Annotated in this window: 20 protein-coding genes and 2 CRISPR repeat arrays; of the genes, 11 read left to right on the top strand and 9 right to left on the bottom strand. The window is 71.7% G+C overall.

Features of this window, described 5'->3' with window-relative positions; all coding sequences use genetic code 11:
- Positions 1-538: 538 nt before the first annotated feature.
- The gene (locus OYE22_RS15245) at positions 539-1,048 is read right to left on the bottom strand and encodes a SigE family RNA polymerase sigma factor (protein WP_187059642.1); all 510 of its coding nucleotides are present in this window, start codon (positions 1,046-1,048) and stop codon (positions 539-541) included.
- A gap of 220 nt (positions 1,049-1,268) precedes the next feature.
- Between OYE22_RS15245 and OYE22_RS15240 the strand changes: the two genes are divergently transcribed.
- Positions 1,269-1,748 carry a hypothetical protein gene (locus OYE22_RS15240; protein ID WP_277320921.1) on the top strand — a complete coding sequence of 160 codons (480 nt, stop codon included), beginning with the start codon at positions 1,269-1,271 and terminating at the stop codon, positions 1,746-1,748.
- A 258-nt stretch (positions 1,749-2,006) separates the two neighbouring features.
- Here OYE22_RS15240 and OYE22_RS15235 read toward each other — a convergent pair whose 3' ends face one another.
- Complete coding sequence (locus OYE22_RS15235; RefSeq protein WP_277320920.1) at positions 2,007-3,083, bottom strand: AraC family transcriptional regulator; 1,077 nt, start codon at positions 3,081-3,083, stop codon at positions 2,007-2,009.
- Between the two features lie 91 nt (positions 3,084-3,174).
- Between OYE22_RS15235 and OYE22_RS15230 the strand changes: the two genes are divergently transcribed.
- On the top strand, positions 3,175-4,023 hold the full coding sequence (locus OYE22_RS15230; protein ID WP_277320919.1) for an NAD(P)H-binding protein: 849 nt from the start codon (positions 3,175-3,177) through the stop codon (positions 4,021-4,023).
- A gap of 72 nt (positions 4,024-4,095) precedes the next feature.
- On the opposite strand, the gene OYE22_RS15225 is transcribed toward OYE22_RS15230, so the two are convergent.
- On the bottom strand, positions 4,096-5,040 hold the full coding sequence (locus OYE22_RS15225) for an NADP-dependent oxidoreductase (protein ID WP_277320918.1): 945 nt from the start codon (positions 5,038-5,040) through the stop codon (positions 4,096-4,098).
- Positions 5,041-5,112: 72 nt separating this feature from the next.
- Here OYE22_RS15225 and OYE22_RS15220 point away from each other — a divergent pair, with 72 nt between their 5' ends.
- Positions 5,113-5,583, top strand: coding sequence for an SRPBCC family protein (locus tag OYE22_RS15220; protein WP_277320917.1), 471 nt, complete (start codon positions 5,113-5,115; stop codon positions 5,581-5,583).
- Between the two features lie 71 nt (positions 5,584-5,654).
- Positions 5,655-6,206 carry a GNAT family protein gene (locus tag OYE22_RS15215; protein ID WP_277320916.1) on the top strand — a complete coding sequence of 184 codons (552 nt, stop codon included), beginning with the start codon at positions 5,655-5,657 and terminating at the stop codon, positions 6,204-6,206.
- Between the two features lie 108 nt (positions 6,207-6,314).
- On the opposite strand, the gene OYE22_RS15210 is transcribed toward OYE22_RS15215, so the two are convergent.
- Complete coding sequence (locus tag OYE22_RS15210; RefSeq protein ID WP_277320915.1) at positions 6,315-6,656, bottom strand: hypothetical protein; 342 nt, start codon at positions 6,654-6,656, stop codon at positions 6,315-6,317.
- Positions 6,657-6,940: 284 nt separating this feature from the next.
- Entirely contained in the window at positions 6,941-7,969 is a 1,029-nt protein-coding gene (locus OYE22_RS15205) for a GNAT family protein (protein WP_277320914.1), read from the bottom strand.
- 78 nt (positions 7,970-8,047) lie between these two features.
- Between OYE22_RS15205 and OYE22_RS15200 the strand changes: the two genes are divergently transcribed.
- On the top strand, positions 8,048-8,659 hold the full coding sequence (locus tag OYE22_RS15200; protein WP_277320913.1) for a TetR/AcrR family transcriptional regulator: 612 nt from the start codon (positions 8,048-8,050) through the stop codon (positions 8,657-8,659).
- Between the two features lie 51 nt (positions 8,660-8,710).
- Here OYE22_RS15200 and OYE22_RS15195 read toward each other — a convergent pair whose 3' ends face one another.
- From OYE22_RS15195 to OYE22_RS15180, 4 genes are all read right to left on the bottom strand, one after another.
- The gene (locus tag OYE22_RS15195) at positions 8,711-8,965 is read right to left on the bottom strand and encodes a DUF6332 family protein (RefSeq protein WP_277320912.1); all 255 of its coding nucleotides are present in this window, start codon (positions 8,963-8,965) and stop codon (positions 8,711-8,713) included.
- A gap of 156 nt (positions 8,966-9,121) precedes the next feature.
- Positions 9,122-9,739 carry a YdcF family protein gene (locus tag OYE22_RS15190; protein ID WP_277320911.1) on the bottom strand — a complete coding sequence of 206 codons (618 nt, stop codon included), beginning with the start codon at positions 9,737-9,739 and terminating at the stop codon, positions 9,122-9,124.
- Between the two features lie 52 nt (positions 9,740-9,791).
- On the bottom strand, positions 9,792-11,057 hold the full coding sequence (locus OYE22_RS15185; protein WP_277320910.1) for a helix-turn-helix domain-containing protein: 1,266 nt from the start codon (positions 11,055-11,057) through the stop codon (positions 9,792-9,794).
- Between the two features lie 28 nt (positions 11,058-11,085).
- On the bottom strand, positions 11,086-12,264 hold the full coding sequence (locus tag OYE22_RS15180; RefSeq protein WP_277320909.1) for a helix-turn-helix transcriptional regulator: 1,179 nt from the start codon (positions 12,262-12,264) through the stop codon (positions 11,086-11,088).
- Between the two features lie 208 nt (positions 12,265-12,472).
- Between OYE22_RS15180 and OYE22_RS15175 the strand changes: the two genes are divergently transcribed.
- The 6 genes from OYE22_RS15175 (at position 12,473) to OYE22_RS15150 (ending at position 16,844) form a co-directional block, all read left to right on the top strand.
- Positions 12,473-12,727, top strand: coding sequence for a hypothetical protein (locus OYE22_RS15175; protein ID WP_277320908.1), 255 nt, complete (start codon positions 12,473-12,475; stop codon positions 12,725-12,727).
- Entirely contained in the window at positions 12,724-13,113 is a 390-nt protein-coding gene (locus OYE22_RS15170) for a hypothetical protein (RefSeq protein WP_277320907.1), read from the top strand. Before OYE22_RS15175 ends, OYE22_RS15170 begins: the two co-directional genes overlap by 4 nt.
- Positions 13,110-13,592 carry a hypothetical protein gene (locus OYE22_RS15165; protein ID WP_277320906.1) on the top strand — a complete coding sequence of 161 codons (483 nt, stop codon included), beginning with the start codon at positions 13,110-13,112 and terminating at the stop codon, positions 13,590-13,592. Before OYE22_RS15170 ends, OYE22_RS15165 begins: the two co-directional genes overlap by 4 nt.
- 39 nt (positions 13,593-13,631) lie before the next feature.
- Positions 13,632-13,902: a CRISPR direct-repeat array (repeat unit 29 nt; unit sequence GGGACCATCCCCGCGCGCGCGGGGACCAG).
- A gap of 805 nt (positions 13,903-14,707) precedes the next feature.
- A complete protein-coding gene (locus OYE22_RS15160; protein ID WP_277320905.1) occupies positions 14,708-15,502 on the top strand; it encodes a phosphotransferase in 795 nt (264 codons plus the stop codon).
- Positions 15,503-15,862: 360 nt separating this feature from the next.
- Entirely contained in the window at positions 15,863-16,429 is a 567-nt protein-coding gene (locus OYE22_RS15155; protein WP_277320904.1) for a Uma2 family endonuclease, read from the top strand.
- Positions 16,430-16,574: 145 nt separating this feature from the next.
- A complete protein-coding gene (locus OYE22_RS15150; RefSeq protein ID WP_277320903.1) occupies positions 16,575-16,844 on the top strand; it encodes a hypothetical protein in 270 nt (89 codons plus the stop codon).
- A gap of 102 nt (positions 16,845-16,946) precedes the next feature.
- Positions 16,947-17,403: a CRISPR direct-repeat array (repeat unit 28 nt; unit sequence GGGCCATCCCCGCACGCGGGGACCAGAG).
- Positions 17,404-17,405: the final 2 nt, after the last annotated feature.

Here is a 17,405-nt window from a genome sequence, read left to right as displayed (position 1 = left end):
TACCCGCTCCGGGTCAGGGGCCGGGCCGCGCGCCCGGGGGCTCGGGCGTCGCTACGTCGGCGGGGTCGGAACCGGAGTCGGAGCCGGGCGGGGTGGGGAGTCCCGGGGTGCGGAGTGCCGGCGTGCGGGGCGTCCCGACGGAGGGCGGGGCCGCGGCGCCCGGGGGGCGCGCCCGGGGTCGCGGCGTCGGTGGGGTGGGTGGGTCGCGGTTGCGGGTGGGGGCCGTCCGCGGGGGGCGTGGGCTCGGGCACCGGTGAGGTGGCGGTGGGCCGCGGGCCGCCCGACGGGGACAGGGGCTGCTGGTCGCGGTCGGGCCCCGTGCCGGGCAGCCCGACGGCGGCGGCCACCGTGAGCGCCGCGACCGTGACGACGCCGGCCGCCGACGCGGCGATCCGCCGGCGGCGCATCCGCCGCCCGCCCGCCACGGCCGAGTCGACCACGCTGGTCAGCGGCGGTTCCTGGGCGGAGTCCAGGATCTCCGCGAAGGCGTGGCGAAGTTCGGCGCCCTCGCGCGCGCCGCCCGCGTTCCGGTCCCGACTCACCGCCCGCTCCCCTCGCCCACCAGGCCCTCGACGAGCCCGCGCAGCCGCTTGAGCCCGCGCGCGCTCTGGCTCTTGACCGTACCCGGGGTCACCCGCAGCGCCTCCGCCGTCTGCTCCACGCTCCAGTCCTCCCAGAACCGCAGTACGAGCACCGCCCGGTACCGCGGCGGAAGCTCCATCAGCGCGGACCGCATCACCAGCCGCAACTCCGGCGCGTCGGCCTCGGCCTCGGGCGCCTCCGGCACCTCCTCCACGGCCTCCTCGCGCCACCGCCCCTTGCGGTGCTGGTCGATGAAGGTCCGGGTGAGGATGGTGCGCGCGTACGCGTCCACGTTGCCGTCCCGGCGCACCCGGCCCCAGGCCGCGTACAGCTTCATCAGCGTGGTCTGGGTCAGGTCCTGGGCCAGGTGCCAGTCCCCGCAGAGCAGGTAGGCGTTGCGCCGCAGGTGCGCCTGGCGCGCCTCCGCGTACTCCCGGAACTCGCGCTCCCGGACTGCTTCCCTCACCCGCCGCCTCCCACCACACGCCTCGCGCCGTCCCCTCTCCCATACGGAACGGGGCGGGCGGAGGTTGCACGCCGGCCCGAAAAAGATTTCCGCACCCCACCGTGCAACCCGCCGCCCCGAGCCCCCGTACTCCTCTCACGCAAGGCCGTGATCCGCCCGGGGGATCGGCGGCCACGCGCACGGCCGGACACCTCCGGTCCCGTTCACACGAGGAGTCACCATGACCAAGCGCCTGTTCAAGGGCCGCACCCGCCGCCTGATCCTCTCCATCGCCGCCAGCGGTGCCGTGGCCGCCGGGGGCTGGGCCACCGTCGCGAGCGCCGACTCCGGTCCGAAGCCCGCCCCGAAGCCGGCCAACTCGGCACCGGACGCCGCGCCGGCCGAGGTCGCGCAGCCCGCGCCCGTGCCGCCGAAGCCGGGTACGCCGGCGCCCGTGCCCGCCAAGCCGGGCACCCCGGCCCCGGTCCCGGCCAAGCCGGGCACCCCGGCGCCGGCTCCGGCTCCGGCCAAGCCGGGCACCCCGGGCGAGGTCGCGAAGCCCGTGCCCCAGGACGCCCCGGGCCGGACCTCGACCCCGCGCCCCGCGCCGGAGGTCCTGGAGCCCGGCGACCAGGTCACCCCGCGCCCGGCCCCGGCGACGCCGGGCCAGGCCGACAGCCCGCGTCCGGTGCCGCCGGCCCCGGCGCCGTACGTCCGCTAACCCGCGGCCACGCGCCGCCGGTTCGTCACCGAACCGGCGGCTCCGTGCGGGCGACGGCGAGGTTGACCACCCCGCCCCCTCGTCGCCCCCGGGGAAGCGCACGCGGCCCGCCCCGCCAGGGCGGGCCGCCCAGCGCCCCACGCCCCGGACCCGCCCCGGCCCCCCGTAACCGGCCTCCTGGACACCAACCGGCCTCGCGGACACCAACTGGCCTCCCAGACACCAACCGGCCTCCCGGACACCAACCGGCCCCCGGAATCAACCAGCCCCCGCCCCGGCCGTCGCCCGCCAGGCAGGCGGTGGGTCGCGGTGGTCGCTGGGCCGGGTGCCCCGGAGCCGCTTGAACGCCACGCTCAGCGCGAAGGCGTTGGCGTACCCCACCCGGCGCGCGATCGCGTCCACCGTCTGGTCGGTCTCCCGCAGCAGGTCGGCGGCGAGGGCGACGCGCCAACCCGCCAGGTAGGCCATCGGCGGCTCGCCCACCAGCGCGGTGAACCGCCGGGCGAGCGCCGCCCGCGAGACGCCGACCCCGGCCGCCAGGTCGGCCACCGTCCAGGGCCGCTCCGGCGCGTCGTGCAGCAGCCGCAGCGCCCGCCCGACCAGCGGGTCGTCCAGGGCCCGGCACCAGGCGGGGGCGCCCGCGCCCGGGTCGTCGAACCACCGCCGCAACGCGGCCACCAGCAGCAGGTCCAACGTCCGGTCGAGGACGAGTTGCTGCCCCGGCCGGTTCCGGGCGACCTCGTCGGCCACCACCTCCACCGACGGGTACGGCCCCCCGTCCGCCGGCACCACGAGCACCGCCGGCAACGCCCGCAACAGCCGTTCGCTCAACTCGCCCCGCCCCTCGAAGGCCCCACTGACCAGCACCGGAGCCGCGCCCCCGGCGGCGCCAAGGTGGTCCGGGTTCCCGCCAGCCCCAGCGGCCCCGCCCCGGTCCGGGCCCCCGCCATCCCCAGCCGCCCCGCCCCGGCCCGGGGCCCCGTCCCGCCGCGCGCCCAGCGGCTCACAGGTGCCGCCCGCGCGCCCGCCGGCGGGCTCGATGCCGTCAGCCGTCGGGCAGTAGTCCGCGCTGGTCACCACGTGCGCGGGGACGGTCGCGGGATCGTCGGCCACCGTGTACGGCGCGTCGCCGCGCACCACCGCGATGTCGCCCACGCCGACGGCCACCGGCTCGCCCCGCTCGGGCACGATCCACGCCCGGCCGCGCGCCATCATGGCCAGCGTCAGCGGGGCGCCGCTGGCCATCCGCAGCGCCCACGGCGGACGCATGATCGTCTGCCGGAACACGGCCCCCCGCGCCCGTACCTGCCCCAACAGCTCCGATACCGCGTCCATGGCGGCAGTGTAGGCAGAACGTAGACGCTCAGACATCGGTCAGCGCTTCCCTGCCATGGAACGTCTCAGCGCCCCACGCTTGACTGGGGCCATGTCCGAACAGCACCCCATCCTCGTCACCGGCGCCACCGGCAAGTCCGGCCGCCGCGTCGCCGCCCGGCTCCGCGCCAAGGGCCTCCCGGTCCGCGCGGCGGCCCGTACCGGCGAGCACCCCTTCGACTGGACCGACCACACCACCTGGGACGCCGCCCTGCGGGGCGTGCGCGCCGTGTACGTCGTGCAACTGGACGGCACCACGCTCGTCCGCCCCTTCCTGGAGCGGGCCGCCGAGCACGGGGTCCGGCGCGTCGTCCTGGCCTCCGGTCGCGGCATCGACAACCCCGACTACGCGACGGACAGCAACGGCGTCCTGGACGGCGTCCTCGACAGCGAGGCCGCCGTGCGCGAGAGCGGCCTGGAGTGGACGATCAGCAGGCCGGGCTGGTTCGCGCAGAACTTCAGCGAGGGCTTCTTCGCCGACGGCGTCCGCGCCGGTGAGCTGCGGCTGCCCGCCGGTGACGGGGCCGCCAGCTTCGTGGACGCCGAGGACATCGCGGCGGTGGTGACCGCCGCGCTGACCGAGGACGGACACGCGGGCCAGACCTACGAACTGTCCGGGCCGGCCGCGCTCACCCTGACCGAGGTGGCCGCCACGATCAGCGAGGCCACCGGCCGCACGGTTCGCTACGTACCGATCACCACCGACCACTACGTCGGCGAACTCGTCCAACACGGCCTGCCGCTCGCGGACGCCGAAGCCTTCGCGCACGTGCTGGAACCGCTGCGGAACAACACGGACGCCTATCTCTCCGACGGCGTCCAACGCGCCCTCGGCCGACCGCCGCGCACCTTCGCCGAGTTCGCCAAGGCGACGGCCGCGGCGGGCGGCTGGCCGACCTGACGCCGCCGGTCGCGGGGCGGCACCCGGGCGGCGGGCACGACCCCGCCGCCCGCTACCCCCGTCGGACCACCCTCAGGAGAAGTCCAGCACCAACCGCCCCCGCACCCCGCCCGCCTCCAGCAACCGGTGTGCCTTGGCCGCCTCGTCGGCCGGCAGCACGTCGGCCACGTGCAGCGACAGCACGCCCTCCGCGGCCTGCCGGCTCAGCGTGTCGAGCCGCTCGGTGTCGGTGAGGGCGTCCGCCACCATCACCGGGTGCACGTTGACGCCGCGCTCGGACGGGCCCGCCCAGCCGCGCAGCGAGGCCAGCGCGCCGCCGTCGGCGACGGCGGGTACGACCTCGGTGGTCTGGTTCGAGCCGTCCACCAGGCCGGGCACGCCGTCCGGCACCAGCGTGCGGACGCGCGCGGCCACCTCGGCACCGCGCTCCACGACGTGATCGGCGCCGAACCCGCGCACCCGCTCGACGTCGCGCGCCGCCGCGTCCGCGATCACGGTCAGCCCGTCGGCCGTCGCCAGCTCGACCGCGTACCCGCCCACCGCGCCGGCCGCCCCCGTCACGGCCACGGTCCCACCGGCCGGCACGGCCACCGCGTCCAGGGCCAGCCGCGCGGTCATGGCGTTCATCAACAGGGTGGACGCCTCCGCGAAGCTCGCCCCCGCCGGCGCCGGCACCACCGACGCGGCGGGCACCACGATCCGCTCGGCGTACGCCCCGCCGCGCGGCCCGACGAACAGCACCAGGGCGATCACCCGTTGGCCCACGGACAGCCGCCCGTCCACCCCTGGCCCGAGCTGGTCGATCACGCCCGCGGCGTCCATGCCGGGCACGAACGGCGGCCGGCGCCCCGGCATCCGTACGGCGTGACCGCCGGTCCGCAGCATCACGTCCGTCGGGTTCACGGCCGCCGCGTGCACCCGAATTCGCACCTCGCCGGGCCCCGCCTGCGGCTCGGGCAGCTCCAGCACACGCAGCGCGTCAGGCCCACCGAACTCTTCCACCCCAATGGCTTTCATGCTCCGCGTCAACTCGCGGCGCCGGCGCGGCATTCCGGTGGCCGCGTACGCAACCCGTGCATGATCGCTCCCATGAACAGACACGACCCCGCGCAGGGGCCCGCCGCGTACGCCTGCATGATCGTCCGAAAGCCCGCCGACGAGGCGTTCCGCGCCTTCGCCGACCCGGCCGTGACCTCCCGCTTCTGGTACAGCCGAAGCAGCGGACCGATGGTCCCGGGGGCCGAACTGCGCTGGGAGTGGGAGACGTACGGGGCGACGGTCGACGTCCGGGTGGGCGAGGTGCGGCAGGGCGAGCTGATCCGGTTCGAGTGGGGCGGCCCCGAGCAGCCGACCACCGTGGAACTGAGGTTCACCCCGCGCCCGGCGGGAGCCACGTTCGTCGAGGTCACCGAGGTGGGGTTCCAGGGCTCCGGGGAGGAGTTGACCCGCTGGTTGAACGACACCGTCGGCGGGTTCACGACGGCGCTGTGCGCCATGAAGGCCCTCCTGGAACACGGCGTCGAACTGCGCGCCGTCCTGGACCACCACCCGGCCCCCTGACCGCCCGGGGCGCACGCGGACCGCACCCACGGGGATTGTCGCCGGCCGGAGAGGTCGGATAAGAAGCTCGCATGCTACGAGGCGGCGAGATCGGGCTCAGGGCCCGGCACGCGGACGACATCCCGCTCCTGCACGCCGGGCTGTACGACGACGTGGCCAACACCGCGCGGGCGGCCGGCCGGCCGTGGCGTCCGATCCCGCCCGGCTCGCCGCACGCGCAGTTCGTCGTGGACGACACGGAGCGGGGCGACGAGGGCAACGTCTCGTTCTCCGTCGTGGAGTTGGCCGGCGGTTCCCTGGTCGGCGCCGCGATGCTGTGGGGCGTCGACCCCCACAACCGCTCCGCGCACCTCGGCCTCGGCCTGCTCCCCGCCGCCCGTGGCAAGGGCTACGGCACCGACGTGGTCGCCGCGCTGTGTTACTACGGCTTCGCCGTACGCGGCCTGCACCGCCTCCAGATCGACACCCTGGCCGACAACACCGCCATGCTGCGCTCCGCCGAACGCAACGGCTTCGTCCGCGAGGCCGTACGGCGCTCCGCGTCCCGGGTCCTCGGCGAGTTCCTGGACCAGGTGCATCTGGGCCTCCTGGCCGAGGACTGGCAGCCGGCGGCCCGGGGGTAGCCGTGGCCCTGGTCTGGCTCAAAGGCCGGGGCCACACCACCTTCCGTCGGGCGCACAGGGGCTACCGCCCTCCGGCGCCTGCCGTGGCCGCCTCACCCCGGTCCCGGATCACTGCTGGACGACGAGGAAGCTGACGATGACGTCCAGGTCCTCCGGCCATTCGACCTCGCCGCGGATGTCGACCAGTCCCTGACTCACGGGCGAGATGTTGAAGACCCTCATGTTGGCGGCGCCAATGAAGGGGCCCTCGCTGCCTACCTCCGTGAGCGAGGCGAACACCTTGCTCTCTCGGTTGTTCCCCAGGTTGCCGAAGCGTTCGGTGAAGACGCCGTGCGCGCGGAAGAGCGACGATCTCGCGCTGATGATCGTCGCGGACGGGGCATCCACCCGCGTGGCCTCGGTGGGGATGACGGCCCTTCCCTGCGGGCCGGTCTCGTTCATCGTGCTCATCTCTTTCCGCTTGTCGCGCCGTGCGGCCGGGGAAAGGTCCCCGCCCCGGCGCCAGGCATCCCCTCTTCCGAGCATGCGCGGCGCCGACCGGATGGACAAGCGGATCGGATGGACACATCACACCAGATGGACACATCGCACCAGATGGACAGAACGAAGGGCACCCCGGTTCGCGGGAGCGCGGCCGCGCGCACGGGGCGGCCGGAACCCGCCGCGGTCCACGCCCCAAGCCGCCGCCCCAAACCGCCCCCACTCGCCCCCGCCACCCGTCACGGCCCGCCCGATCAGGCGCCGCCGCTGTCGCCACCCCCGCCCGCGGCCGCCACGGCGGGCTCGTCGTCCCAGGCCAGCGAGGACATCCGCCACCCCGCCGGCGTCCGCAGGAACTGCGTGGTCTTGTGGCCGGTGCCCTCGAACCACGTGCCGTGGTGGTAGCCGGACTTGCGGTACTGGCTGAACCGCTGCGCGACCGAGCCGAAGAACTCGGTTCGCTCGCTGACCTCCCACTCGCGGAACTCCGTCAGCGTCCCGTCCGTGAGCATCTTCTGCCGGGGCTCGATGAACCCGTCGAGGTCGTAGAACACGGGCTCGTCCCCGACGTTCGCGATGATCCGCCCCTGCGGAACGAACAGGTCGCGGATGACCCCGAGGTCCGGCCGCCGCCCGCCGGTGTTGTCGAAGGCGCCGACGAACGCGCCCATCAACCGGTCCAACTCGACCTGCACACCGCCCCTGCCGGCACCCGTAACCGCGCCCGCGCCCGTATCGCCGCGCGGCGGCCACTCCTCGGCCAGCACCGACCAGACCTCGCTGTCATGCCGTACGCCCCGGTACGGGTACCGCTGGCGCAGTACGCCGTCGCGGCTCATGCCCAGCCGGCGCGCGACCTCGATGCTGCGCGCGTTGCCCGGCGTGACGAACCACTCCACGCGGCTCATCCCGCGCTCCCGGATCGCCCAGTCCACCAACGCCCGGCAGGCCCGGGTCACCAGCCCCCGCCCCTCCCCGGCCGGCTCCACCCAGCACCCGACCTCGCACACCCCGGTCGCGCTCTCGAAGCGGGTGAACATGACGCCGCCGACCAGCGTGCCGTCCAGCCAGATGCCGTAGATCCGGCCGCCGTCCGAGGCCAGGCGGTCGGCGTAACGCTGGAGCGTGGCCGTGGCCGACTCCAGGTCGGTGCTGAACGTCGCCCACGGTATCCACGGGTCCACGGTGGCGCGGGCGCGGTCCAGGTGCGCCAGGAACTCCTGCGCCTGCCAGGGCTCCAGGGGCCGGAGCTGGGCGTTGTCGCCGAGCGGCAGGGAGAACATGCGGGCCTCGCCTTCTGCGTACGTTACGAGCCGCGCGAGCAGCGTACGTAACAAGCGTTCGGTACGTAAGCTGGCAGTATGCCGCCCGCACCCGGAGATCGTGAAGCCCGCCGCAAGGAAGTGTCCGAGGCCGTGTGGCGCGTGCTCGCCGACAAGGGCTTCGGTGGCCTGACCCTGCGGGCCGTCGCGGCGGCGATGGGGGTCTCGACCGGGATGCTGATGCACTACTTCCCGACCAAGCGGGCCCTGCTCACGCACGCGCTGGACCTGCTGGAGTCGCGCACCGCCGACCGCCCCCGCCGCCCGCACCCGGCCCCGGGCCTGGCCACCGTGCGCGCCATGCTCCTGGACATCCTCCCGCTGACCCCGGACGACACCGCCCGCAACCGCGTCTGGGTCAGCTCCTGGGACCTCTCCCTGGCCGACGACGAACTGGCCACGGCCCAGGCCGCCCGCTACACCCGCCTGCGCTCCACCCTCCACCCCCACCTCGAAGCCGCCCGCGACCTCGGCGAACTCCCCCCGACCGCCGACGCGGACCACCTCGCCGCCAGCGCCGTCGCCTTCACCCACGGGCTCGTCGTCCAGGCGCTGTTCGACCCCGCCCACTTCCCCCGTGACGTCCAGATCACCCTGCTCGACGGCTTCCTCACGTCGATGGGGCTACGGGCCCCGGACGGCCGGCCGTGACGGGTGACGGTTGGCTCGGGTAGCCACCTACGAGCAGGGACGGTCTCGCGGTCAGCGGCCCTGTCGCCGCTGCGCGTCGAACCGGGACAGCACCCACACCACCCGCCAGACACCGACCACCACTCCCAGGAAGGCGCCGCCCTTCAGCATCCCCTTGGCAGCCAGACCGGAGAGCCCGAAGACGAACGTGAGCCCGAAAGCGACGGCGAAGACCGCTCCGGCCAGCACGGCGGCGGAGACCAGGGCGAACCCGATCTCCACCGTCATGGCGTCCTTCTCCCACCGCGACTCACGACCCATATCCATACCGGCAGTCTCGCACCGAATCGCCCTCATAGCAGGGGAGTTGAGGGCTACGTCGCTTCCGACCGCCGCCGCCCCGCCGCCCCGCCGTCACGCTGTGCCGCCGTGCCGGCGGTGGTGAACCCGCGGGGCGGCCGGGGCCTCTCCCGCCTGAGCCGGTCAGCCCCGCCAGGCTCCGTCGCCCCCACGCCGCGCGTCCCGAAAACTGCCCTCTCCCACGCGCCGTGGGCACTCCTCCCACTCCCGCACCACCCGCCGCCGCCCGATCGGAACGCGGTGCCAGTTGGTACGGGTCACGGCCTGCCCCTCGTAGGAGGACTCCCACGAGATGGCGTGGAACGGCCCGATGTCCGGTACGAGCGTGGTGAGGCAGTGCAGGGCACGCCGGTGGTACCACTTGCCGACGGCCGCGACCCGGAGCCCGGCGTCCAGCGCCTCGCGCAGGTGGGGCAGCGCGAACTCGACGTTCTGCCAGGTGTTGGCGGAGGTGTCCTCATACCGGATGGCCGCCTCGGGCACACCACGTTCGAGGAGCAACCTGCGAAACACCTGTGCCTCGACCACCCCGTTGTGCCGATTGACGCCCCCGGTCAGGATGATCAGCGGCGCCGCCCCCCGGTGGTAGCGCTCGACCGCGATTTCGGCCGGCCGAGCCTGGTTGGTCCCGAAGACGAAGAGGGCCACGGGGAGTTCGTCCGGCGGCGGCGCGTCGATGTCGACGTATGAGGTGATCTCGCGGATGTGGTCGGTGGTGAGGTGGTCGGGGGACGTGGTCATGGGGGGCTCCTCGGGTGCGTAGGCTCGCCTGCCAGATCGGGTCGAGTGCACGTCACGCAGTCGAGTATTCGGCGAGTAGGGCCGCAACCTCCGGAACGTCTGCGTAACGGCGCAGGGTGCGGAGGATTGCACGAACGCGTTCCGCGACCCTCTCCGATGCGATCTCCGATGACAGTGCGATGACTCGCTCTGTTACCGCTGCTGATTCCTCGGGCTCGTTTGCATCGGCGAGCGCCACCGCGAGCCATGAGAGATAGAGCGCCATTTCTCGCGCATGCGTGGCGTCGTATTCGGAGAGCACCTCCCGAAGTAGCGGAACTGCCCTCAATGGTCGGCGCAGTTCCGTGTAAATACGGGATTCCATGATTCGCAGTTCGCCCGAGTTCACCCAGTAGAGATAGGCAGGAGTCTCGTAACCTGCGGATTTCGCGGAGTCTTCGCTGAGGGCTTCCTCGGCTTCCCCGAGCGCACGCATGGCCTGCTGGCTGTGGGCCGAGCCTGCGGCTTTCGTGTGCGCCCACGCCACACGGTCCCAGTACAGCGCACGGGCTCTCGGTGGCGCTTCGGCCCCAGCATCAGCCAGCGCTGTTTGCGCGAGGGTCAGCCCTTCGGCTTCACGGCCGGTATTGACCATCTGATAGGCGAGGGACCCGGCAAGGTTCCCGGCAAGGACGCCGTCCTCAGCTTGCCGCGCAGCGCTAATGCCCAGCCGGTAGATGCGCTCGGCCTCTTGATGTAGGCCAGCATCACTGGCGATCCATCCGGTAATCTGCGACAACTCGCCTACCTGGCATAGGAGTTGGCGGCCGATAGCTGCGGCGAAGGTGCTTTCCCGATACATCTTCACGGCGCGTCGAAGTTCCCGGCATGCCGGATGGATTAGATCACCCCCGGCGAGAAGGTCGTCAGCAAGCCTGAGTCCATGCACGCGCTGCCTTAGATCATCGACCTGAGTTACGCCGATGCGGCGACCCACCCTCCTTTCCGCCGCGCTGAGCGGGTCGCCTTCGGGTAGGAAGTCAGCCAACGACAGTACGGGTGGCACCACAGTGTTCTGTGAGTCGCCACCCGGCGCCGCGCGGCCAGGTGGTAGCGACTGGCTCATCGGATCGCCGGGTTTGAGGACGATGTCGACTAACTTGCCACCGGCGCCCACGAGCGTGTCCAGCGATTGTGCGAGTTTTGCCGACGGCTTCTGCTTGCCGTTGAGAACGCGGGATAGGTAGGAGATGTCATAGTTCGTGGCGCGTGCGGCAGCCTTTATCGAATATCCGCTCTCATGAAGGGCGCGGCGGGCAAGATCGGCGAACTCACGCATCGTGAACCTCTGAGGTTGATCGCTGAAATTACATAGAGAGCTCGTAGGGATCGGCGTCCAGAGCCCCGTCGATCTGGTCGAGTGCGTCTCGCAGGCCGCTGGGAGCGGCACTCGTTCTCTTTCCTCGGCGGGTCGCCTGCCGCAAAATCTTGAGGGTTACGCCGGATGATGTCTCGCTGATAGCGGGAATCAGTTTGGCGGCCTCTTCCTCCGCTGCCCGCCACGACTTCACGGCGACCAGGCTGTCGAGGAGGCGGACGGACGCCACGTTCTCGTATCCGACCTGGGCTCCAGGGTGCTTCTCTGTGGCTCGTTCGAGTGTCGGAATGGAATCGAGCCACTGACCGGTCTCGTGCTGCATACGTCCTTGTTGACGGTCGATTTCGTTCAGCGAAATCCACCAAGCCCAGTGCGGTTCGCTTCGCGGGGAACTCTCCTGCAGTAGGGCACGAGCTCGATCAAAGGCGTGTGCGGCGCTCGTCGGGTCACCCGTGCCAGCGAGGCCCTGACCTTCTCGTGCTCGGAACACCGCTTCGACGCGCGGTGTCAGTCGTCCTCGGCGCAACACCGACCGGGCGATGGCCAACTCCTCTCGCGGTCGACCGGCCCACCCTGCGATCATTCCGAGGTTCTGGAGGGTGATCAGTTCCGTGGAGCGGTCGCCACAGAGGCCAGCGAGGTACAGAGCCTCCTGGCTGAACCGGCGGGCAGCGTCGAACTGGCCCTCGTTGTTGAACAGGGCCCAACCAGCGATCTCTGCCAGTTCCGCGGCCGCAGACTGAATGTCACGCTCGTACCTCAGCGCATAGTCACCCTCTCCCAGGCGCCGGTGCACCACCTTGAACGAACAGGCGGCAAGCCTCGCGATGGGCAACCCACGCACCTCGTTGTCGAGGGTGATCAGGCGTTGGGAGATATTTCGGATGGCGAGCACGAAGTCCTCGCCCTGTGCCTCGTCGAGGTCGGGTAGGTCTTCACGTAGTGGCTGCTTCGTCGGGTCGGCGGGCTTCATGACGACAGCGGCTAGTTCGCCCCCGGCCCCCACCAGGGCGTCCAGCGATTCCGCGAGTTTGACCGACGGCTTCTGCTTCCCGTTGAGAACGCGTGAGAGGTAGGAGATGTCGTACTTCAAGGCCCGCGCGGCAGCCTTTATCGAATATCCGCTCTCGTGGAGGGCGCTGCGGGCAAGATCGGCGAACTCACGCATCGTGAACCTCTGAGGGTTGACCGGTCGTGCTCTCCAGAGTAGTCAAGCGACGTCAACTCCCGCGTGATCGCGTTATGTCAAAGCATGGACGCATGCACGGACCCCTGTGACGTGATGAACGTCCAGAGGGTCGCAACGTCAACGAAAGGCAAATGGCCTTCATGCGCCCACGGCTGAACTGGCAGAGCAAGCGCGGGGGGAGCGCCCGGTGACAACCACCCTCCCCGAGCCCAACGGCCGCCCCGAACACCAGCCTGCCGACGCCAACTTCGAAGCGCTCGTGGACACTCACGAGCGCGAGGCGCGGCGGGACGCGCCCCGCTCGTGCGCCAAGTGCCGGGCCCTGTGGATCGTCGCGGAGCGGGCCGTGGCCCTGCGCGACGCGACGCAGCGCCGCAAGGCCGTCGAAGCGCTGCACGAGCACCGCCGTCGCGACCACCGGGACGAGGAGGCGGCGCGGTGAACACCGTCGAGCGCGTACACGCGGTGCTCACGGGCGATCACGAGGTACGTACGTCGGAGGGCGCCGTACTGCGGTTCTTCCTCGCGCGCGGCCCGCCGGCCGAACCCGACACGGCCTGGGAGCGGGCGACGGACGCGGAGTTTCAACACGCTTACGAACTATCGCTGTGCGACCCGCGAGGGCTCGACACCCAGTTCCTGTTGCCCAACCCGCGCCGCGTGCAAGTGACCCTCGACGCGCTGGCCGGGACCGGCAGCTTCTTCTGGTCGGACGGCGCGGATGTGGCCGGCGTGCTGACTACCAACGGGAAGGCGCCCGAGGAGTGCGGACTCGACCTCGCCGCTCTCCAGGCGGGCACGACCGGTGACGCGGGCGGCGCACCATGAGCCGGCGCGACGTACGCGTGAACGTACTGGTGTGGCGGCCCCGCGACCCGTCCGCGCCGGCCGACCTGTCGTACGGCTGGCCGCGCGTGCTCCAGGTGCGGAGTACGGGTACGCCGTGGCAGCTCCCGGGCGTGCTGCTCCGCCCCGGCGAGGGGATCATGTCGGCGGCGGGGCGCGCGGCGTACGCCCTCGGCCTTGAGCTGCCGCCCGTGCACCGCGCCCTCACCCTCGACCAGCGCCCGGCTGCGGCCGGCGAACCGGAGCAGTTGGTCATCATCGTGGACGGCGGCTGGACCGACGGCGACGACGTACACGCGACCGACCACAGCACCTCCCCGTGCCCCCACGACTGCCAGCACGAACGCCGCTGGGCCAGCGCGGAGAACCTTGCCGACGAGATCGGCACCACCACCGCGCTGAGCGCGGCACTGGGCAAGACACCGGCGTTCGTGGTGGGCCGGGGCGGTGCGGCGCCGTGAGGACCAGGCCGGAGCCACCTGGGTACACCCTGGCGTGTGGGAGCCATGCCCGCGCGCGGGGACCAGTGCCACACGGTCACGCGGAGCGTGCACCGCGCGGGACCATCCCCGCGCGCGGGGACCAGTTCCCACCTTTTCCACATGCGCAGCACGTCTTGGGACCATCCCCGCGCGCGCGGGGACCAGCGGCGGGTACGCGGCGAGCGCCGGCTCGTGCCGGGACCATCCCCGCGCGCGCGGGGACCAGAAGACTGGTGTTTCGTGGAAGACGATCGCTGTGGGACCATCCCCGCGCGCGCGGGGACCAGAGCGATTGACCTGCGACGTTACCCGGAACCCACCCCGTTTTCCGCAACTTCCTGGGATTCCGACATCAAACACATAGGGGATAGATCGCTCACCATCGCGCCTCCCTCCACCCAGACCCCAGGCTGTCGGTCGTCCCGTAACCGCTATGCCCCGCGCGTGACCCACCAGCCCAGACCGGCACCGCCGGCCAATCCCTCCAAGCGGGCAGGCCAAACGAGGGGGCGCGCGCCGCCCCGGCGCGGCAGCCCCGCCCCCGGCGAAGGCGCGCCCGGCGCGCAAACGCGCGAAGTGCCCGCCCCGCGAGCCGCGTTGGCCGGCCGACGCTTCGGCGGCAGAGTCAGGAAGGCGGCCGGGGAACCCTCCGGAAGTGGCCGGTTACGCAACGTCGGACCCTCCGGCGGCAGCCGGCAACGCTCACAACCGGATGTGCGACATCCGTGCGGTAGGCGGTCGAAATGGGGAAGGACAAGGAAAGAAGTCGATCTGTAACGGTCGACGAGCGATAGTCAAACGGCACCGACGGAACGCCAGCCACCAACCAACGGCGTCAGCGACCCTCGCGGGGAGGGGCTAGCCGGTCCGTAAAGTAAGGCCAGTAGAAGGGGAATTGGGCATGTGGCACACCTTGAGCGAATGTGATCACGACTGGATCGGCTGGAGTGGCAAGACCCGCTGCCGCAAGTGCGGCGCCACCCAGAACTGAGCGCGTTGGCAGGCGAACAGTACTGACCAGTCCACTCCATGGACGGTAGGGGCACGGGAACGTCCGGCCGGTGCCCCTGCCCCCGGCAAGTGATCGGAACACGATGACCGAACGTGTGCGGTGGGCCGACCTACCCGCCGTCCTGAAGCGCGCGATCGAGGCGCGTACAGGCCGCATCACCCGTACCGAAGAGGTTCCCGAGGGCCTGAACTGCTCCCTGGCCCTCGTCCTCGACACCCAGCGCGGCGAATCGGTCTTCCTCAAGGGCGTACGCACCTCAAGCCACGCGGACCGGGCCGGACTCCTCCAGGAACAGCAGGTCAACTCCCTCGTCAGCGAACTGGGGGTGGGGCCGGGAATCCGGCACAGCTTCGAGTGCGAGGGCTGGCACTGCCTCGCCTTCGCGTGCGTCAGCGGCGCGCACGCCAACCTCGGCCCGGCGTCCCGGGACCTGTCGGCGGTGGCGTCCACCCTCCAGCGCGTACAGGAAGCCCCGCCCCCGCGACTCCCACTGCCACGCTTCGCCGAACGCTTCGCCGCGCACCTCCGCCCCGGCGAGGCGGAGGCTCTTGGCGGACCGTATCTGCTGCACACCGACACCAACCCGCACAACCTCATGATCGAGGCGACGAGCGGCGTCGCCTACATCGTGGACTGGGCCATGCCCGCGCTCGGCCCCGCCTGGATCGACGTCGCGTACACGGCCGTACGCCTCATGGAGTGCGGCCACACCCCGGAGGCCGCCCGCGCCTGGCTCGCCGATTTCGCGGCCTGGCGTACCGCCGAGCCCGCGGCCGTGGAGACGTTCGTCAACGTCGTCTGCCGCCACTGGATCGCCAGGGTCGGCGAACGCGACGCCGAACCGAGCAATGCGCGGTTTCGGAGCTTGCTTGTTTGAGCGGGGGGTGGGGCGGTGCCGTCGGGCGGGGGGAGGTGGGGACACCCCCTCTCCTAAGACGGTGCTCGCAGGTTCGAATCCTGATGGGATACCACGGGTACGCCGATGACCTGGGCTTTTCAGAGATGCTTCATGCTGCTTCGTCCCCCGGGAGCCCATATGAATGAGTGGGCGGGAGTTGATCTTCCCAATGTCGGCCAACGGACCAGCGTCGATTCCCCACGCTTGCCGTGGGCGCGCTGGTCGTACGGCGGCCGACGGGGCAGGCGCGTGAGCGGGACACGCGTGCCGGACGGACGGCAGACAGTACGCTGAATCTGGCGGGACGGAACCCGCAGCACAGTGTCCGGGAGGTGCTTGATGACGGCCGAGATGGTGGCCCCGGCGTGGATGCATGAGCAGATCACGGTGGAGGAGTACGAGTCCTGGTCCGCAGAGCAGTGCGCCGGCATCGAAATTGTGGACGGGATGGTCGTCGTGAGTCCGAGCGCGTCCAAGCGGCACAACCGGCTGGCGCGGATGCTCGCGAACGCCCTGGATGCCGCCGCGGCACCGGAGTGGAACGCTGACACGGACTTCGACGTCCGGCTTCAAGACGTCCCGCTCACCAATCGTCGCCCGGACGTCGTCGTGTACCGCGCGGACACGATCGACATCACCCCCACCCGCCCTGAGCATGTGCTGCTGGTCGCGGAGGTGGTGTCGCCGGGCTCGGAGACCACTGACCGGATCGTGAAGGTCGACCAGTACGCCAAGGCAGGCATCGGCTTCTACTGGCGCATCGAGCAGGCCGCGACCGGCATCCCTCTCGTGTACACGTACGTTCTCGACCCGGCGACGAAGACCTACCGGGACGGAGACGTGTTCACCGGCATCCTCAAGGCCGTAGCCCCCTTCCCGGTGGAGATTGACCTCGGCCAGGTGTGACCCTGCGCGCTGCTCGGCAACCGGCCACCGGCAACGCGTGAGCAGTGCGTGAGCGGACGGTCCGGTGTGGGGCGGCATGAGTCGCGGCAGCTCGTGTATGCCTCATGCCAATCGCAGGCTCGACACCACGTGGCATTCTCAACGTATGGCTGCTCGAAATATCACCATCACCGTGCCGGAAGAGCTGGTGGAATCGATTGAACTACGCGCCGGTGCGCGCGGGGTGACCGACTACATCGCTGCCGCCGCTGCTCACCAGGACGCCATGGACCGACTGCGCGAACTGGCCGCACGCCTCGAAGCCGAGCACGGCGCCGTGTCGGAGACCGAGCACCAAGCAGCGCTGGCACGCGTTGCCGCCATCGACGGCTGGCACGACAGGCAGCGAGCGCATCGGGATGGGACGCCCATGTGAGGTTCGGCGCCCGATGGGGAGTTGCCGTGGCGCGCGGCGACTGCCGAGTAGCCAACCGACGACGTTATAAGGCGGGTTGAGGAAAGCCGCCGAGCCGGGGAGTGGGGCCATCCCCGCACGCGGGGACCAGAGCCGGCCGCCCCCAGGGAGCGAGCCGTCCGCAGGGGGCCATCCCCGCACGCGGGGACCAGAGCATGTTGCTTGGCGGACAACCTCCGGGGAACGGGGGCCATCCCCGCACGCGGGGACCAGAGTACGCGGGCGGGACGGCTTGGCGCGCCTCGATGGGGCCATCCCCGCACGCGGGGACCAGAGGGGAGGACGGGTATGCGCTGGCCGTCGGCGCGGGGGCCATCCCCGCACGCGGGGACCAGAGACGCTCACGCCTGAGCCCGAGCGCTGATTCCGAGGGCCATCCCCGCACGCGGGGACCAGAGCGGGGATCAAGGCGGCCAAGGGGGAGACAGTGGGGGCCATCCCCGCACGCGGGGACCAGAGGTCACGCTGGTGGCCACGGTCTTCGGAGTCGGGGGGCCATCCCCGCACGCGGGGACCAGAGAG

Origin of the sequence: Streptomyces sp. 71268 (assembly GCF_029392895.1) — a bacterium.
Taxonomy (GTDB): Bacteria; Actinomycetota; Actinomycetes; order Streptomycetales; family Streptomycetaceae; genus Streptomyces.
This window is presented reverse-complemented; position numbering and strand designations above follow the sequence as displayed.

What these genes read in the sequence shown, in the direction of transcription:
- OYE22_RS15180 (WP_277320909.1), bottom strand. Translation starts at nt 12,264, where the DNA reads ATGCGTGAGTTCGCCGATCTTGCCCGCAGCGCCCTCCACGAGAGCGGA.
- OYE22_RS15235 (WP_277320920.1), bottom strand. Translation starts at nt 3,083, where the DNA reads ATGGACGCGGTATCGGAGCTGTTGGGGCAGGTACGGGCGCGGGGGGCC.
- OYE22_RS15205 (WP_277320914.1), bottom strand. Translation starts at nt 7,969, where the DNA reads ATGTTCTCCCTGCCGCTCGGCGACAACGCCCAGCTCCGGCCCCTGGAG.
- OYE22_RS15230 (WP_277320919.1), top strand. Translation starts at nt 3,175, where the DNA reads ATGTCCGAACAGCACCCCATCCTCGTCACCGGCGCCACCGGCAAGTCC.
- OYE22_RS15225 (WP_277320918.1), bottom strand. Translation starts at nt 5,040, where the DNA reads ATGAAAGCCATTGGGGTGGAAGAGTTCGGTGGGCCTGACGCGCTGCGT.
- OYE22_RS15150 (WP_277320903.1), top strand. Translation starts at nt 16,575, where the DNA reads ATGGCTGCTCGAAATATCACCATCACCGTGCCGGAAGAGCTGGTGGAA.
- OYE22_RS15210 (WP_277320915.1), bottom strand. Translation starts at nt 6,656, where the DNA reads ATGAGCACGATGAACGAGACCGGCCCGCAGGGAAGGGCCGTCATCCCC.
- OYE22_RS15190 (WP_277320911.1), bottom strand. Translation starts at nt 9,739, where the DNA reads ATGACCACGTCCCCCGACCACCTCACCACCGACCACATCCGCGAGATC.
- OYE22_RS15160 (WP_277320905.1), top strand. Translation starts at nt 14,708, where the DNA reads ATGACCGAACGTGTGCGGTGGGCCGACCTACCCGCCGTCCTGAAGCGC.
- OYE22_RS15220 (WP_277320917.1), top strand. Translation starts at nt 5,113, where the DNA reads ATGAACAGACACGACCCCGCGCAGGGGCCCGCCGCGTACGCCTGCATG.
- OYE22_RS15165 (WP_277320906.1), top strand. Translation starts at nt 13,110, where the DNA reads ATGAGCCGGCGCGACGTACGCGTGAACGTACTGGTGTGGCGGCCCCGC.
- OYE22_RS15240 (WP_277320921.1), top strand. Translation starts at nt 1,269, where the DNA reads ATGACCAAGCGCCTGTTCAAGGGCCGCACCCGCCGCCTGATCCTCTCC.
- OYE22_RS15185 (WP_277320910.1), bottom strand. Translation starts at nt 11,057, where the DNA reads ATGCGTGAGTTCGCCGATCTTGCCCGCCGCGCCCTTCATGAGAGCGGA.
- OYE22_RS15215 (WP_277320916.1), top strand. Translation starts at nt 5,655, where the DNA reads ATGCTACGAGGCGGCGAGATCGGGCTCAGGGCCCGGCACGCGGACGAC.
- OYE22_RS15155 (WP_277320904.1), top strand. Translation starts at nt 15,863, where the DNA reads ATGACGGCCGAGATGGTGGCCCCGGCGTGGATGCATGAGCAGATCACG.
- OYE22_RS15200 (WP_277320913.1), top strand. Translation starts at nt 8,048, where the DNA reads ATGCCGCCCGCACCCGGAGATCGTGAAGCCCGCCGCAAGGAAGTGTCC.
- OYE22_RS15195 (WP_277320912.1), bottom strand. Translation starts at nt 8,965, where the DNA reads ATGGATATGGGTCGTGAGTCGCGGTGGGAGAAGGACGCCATGACGGTG.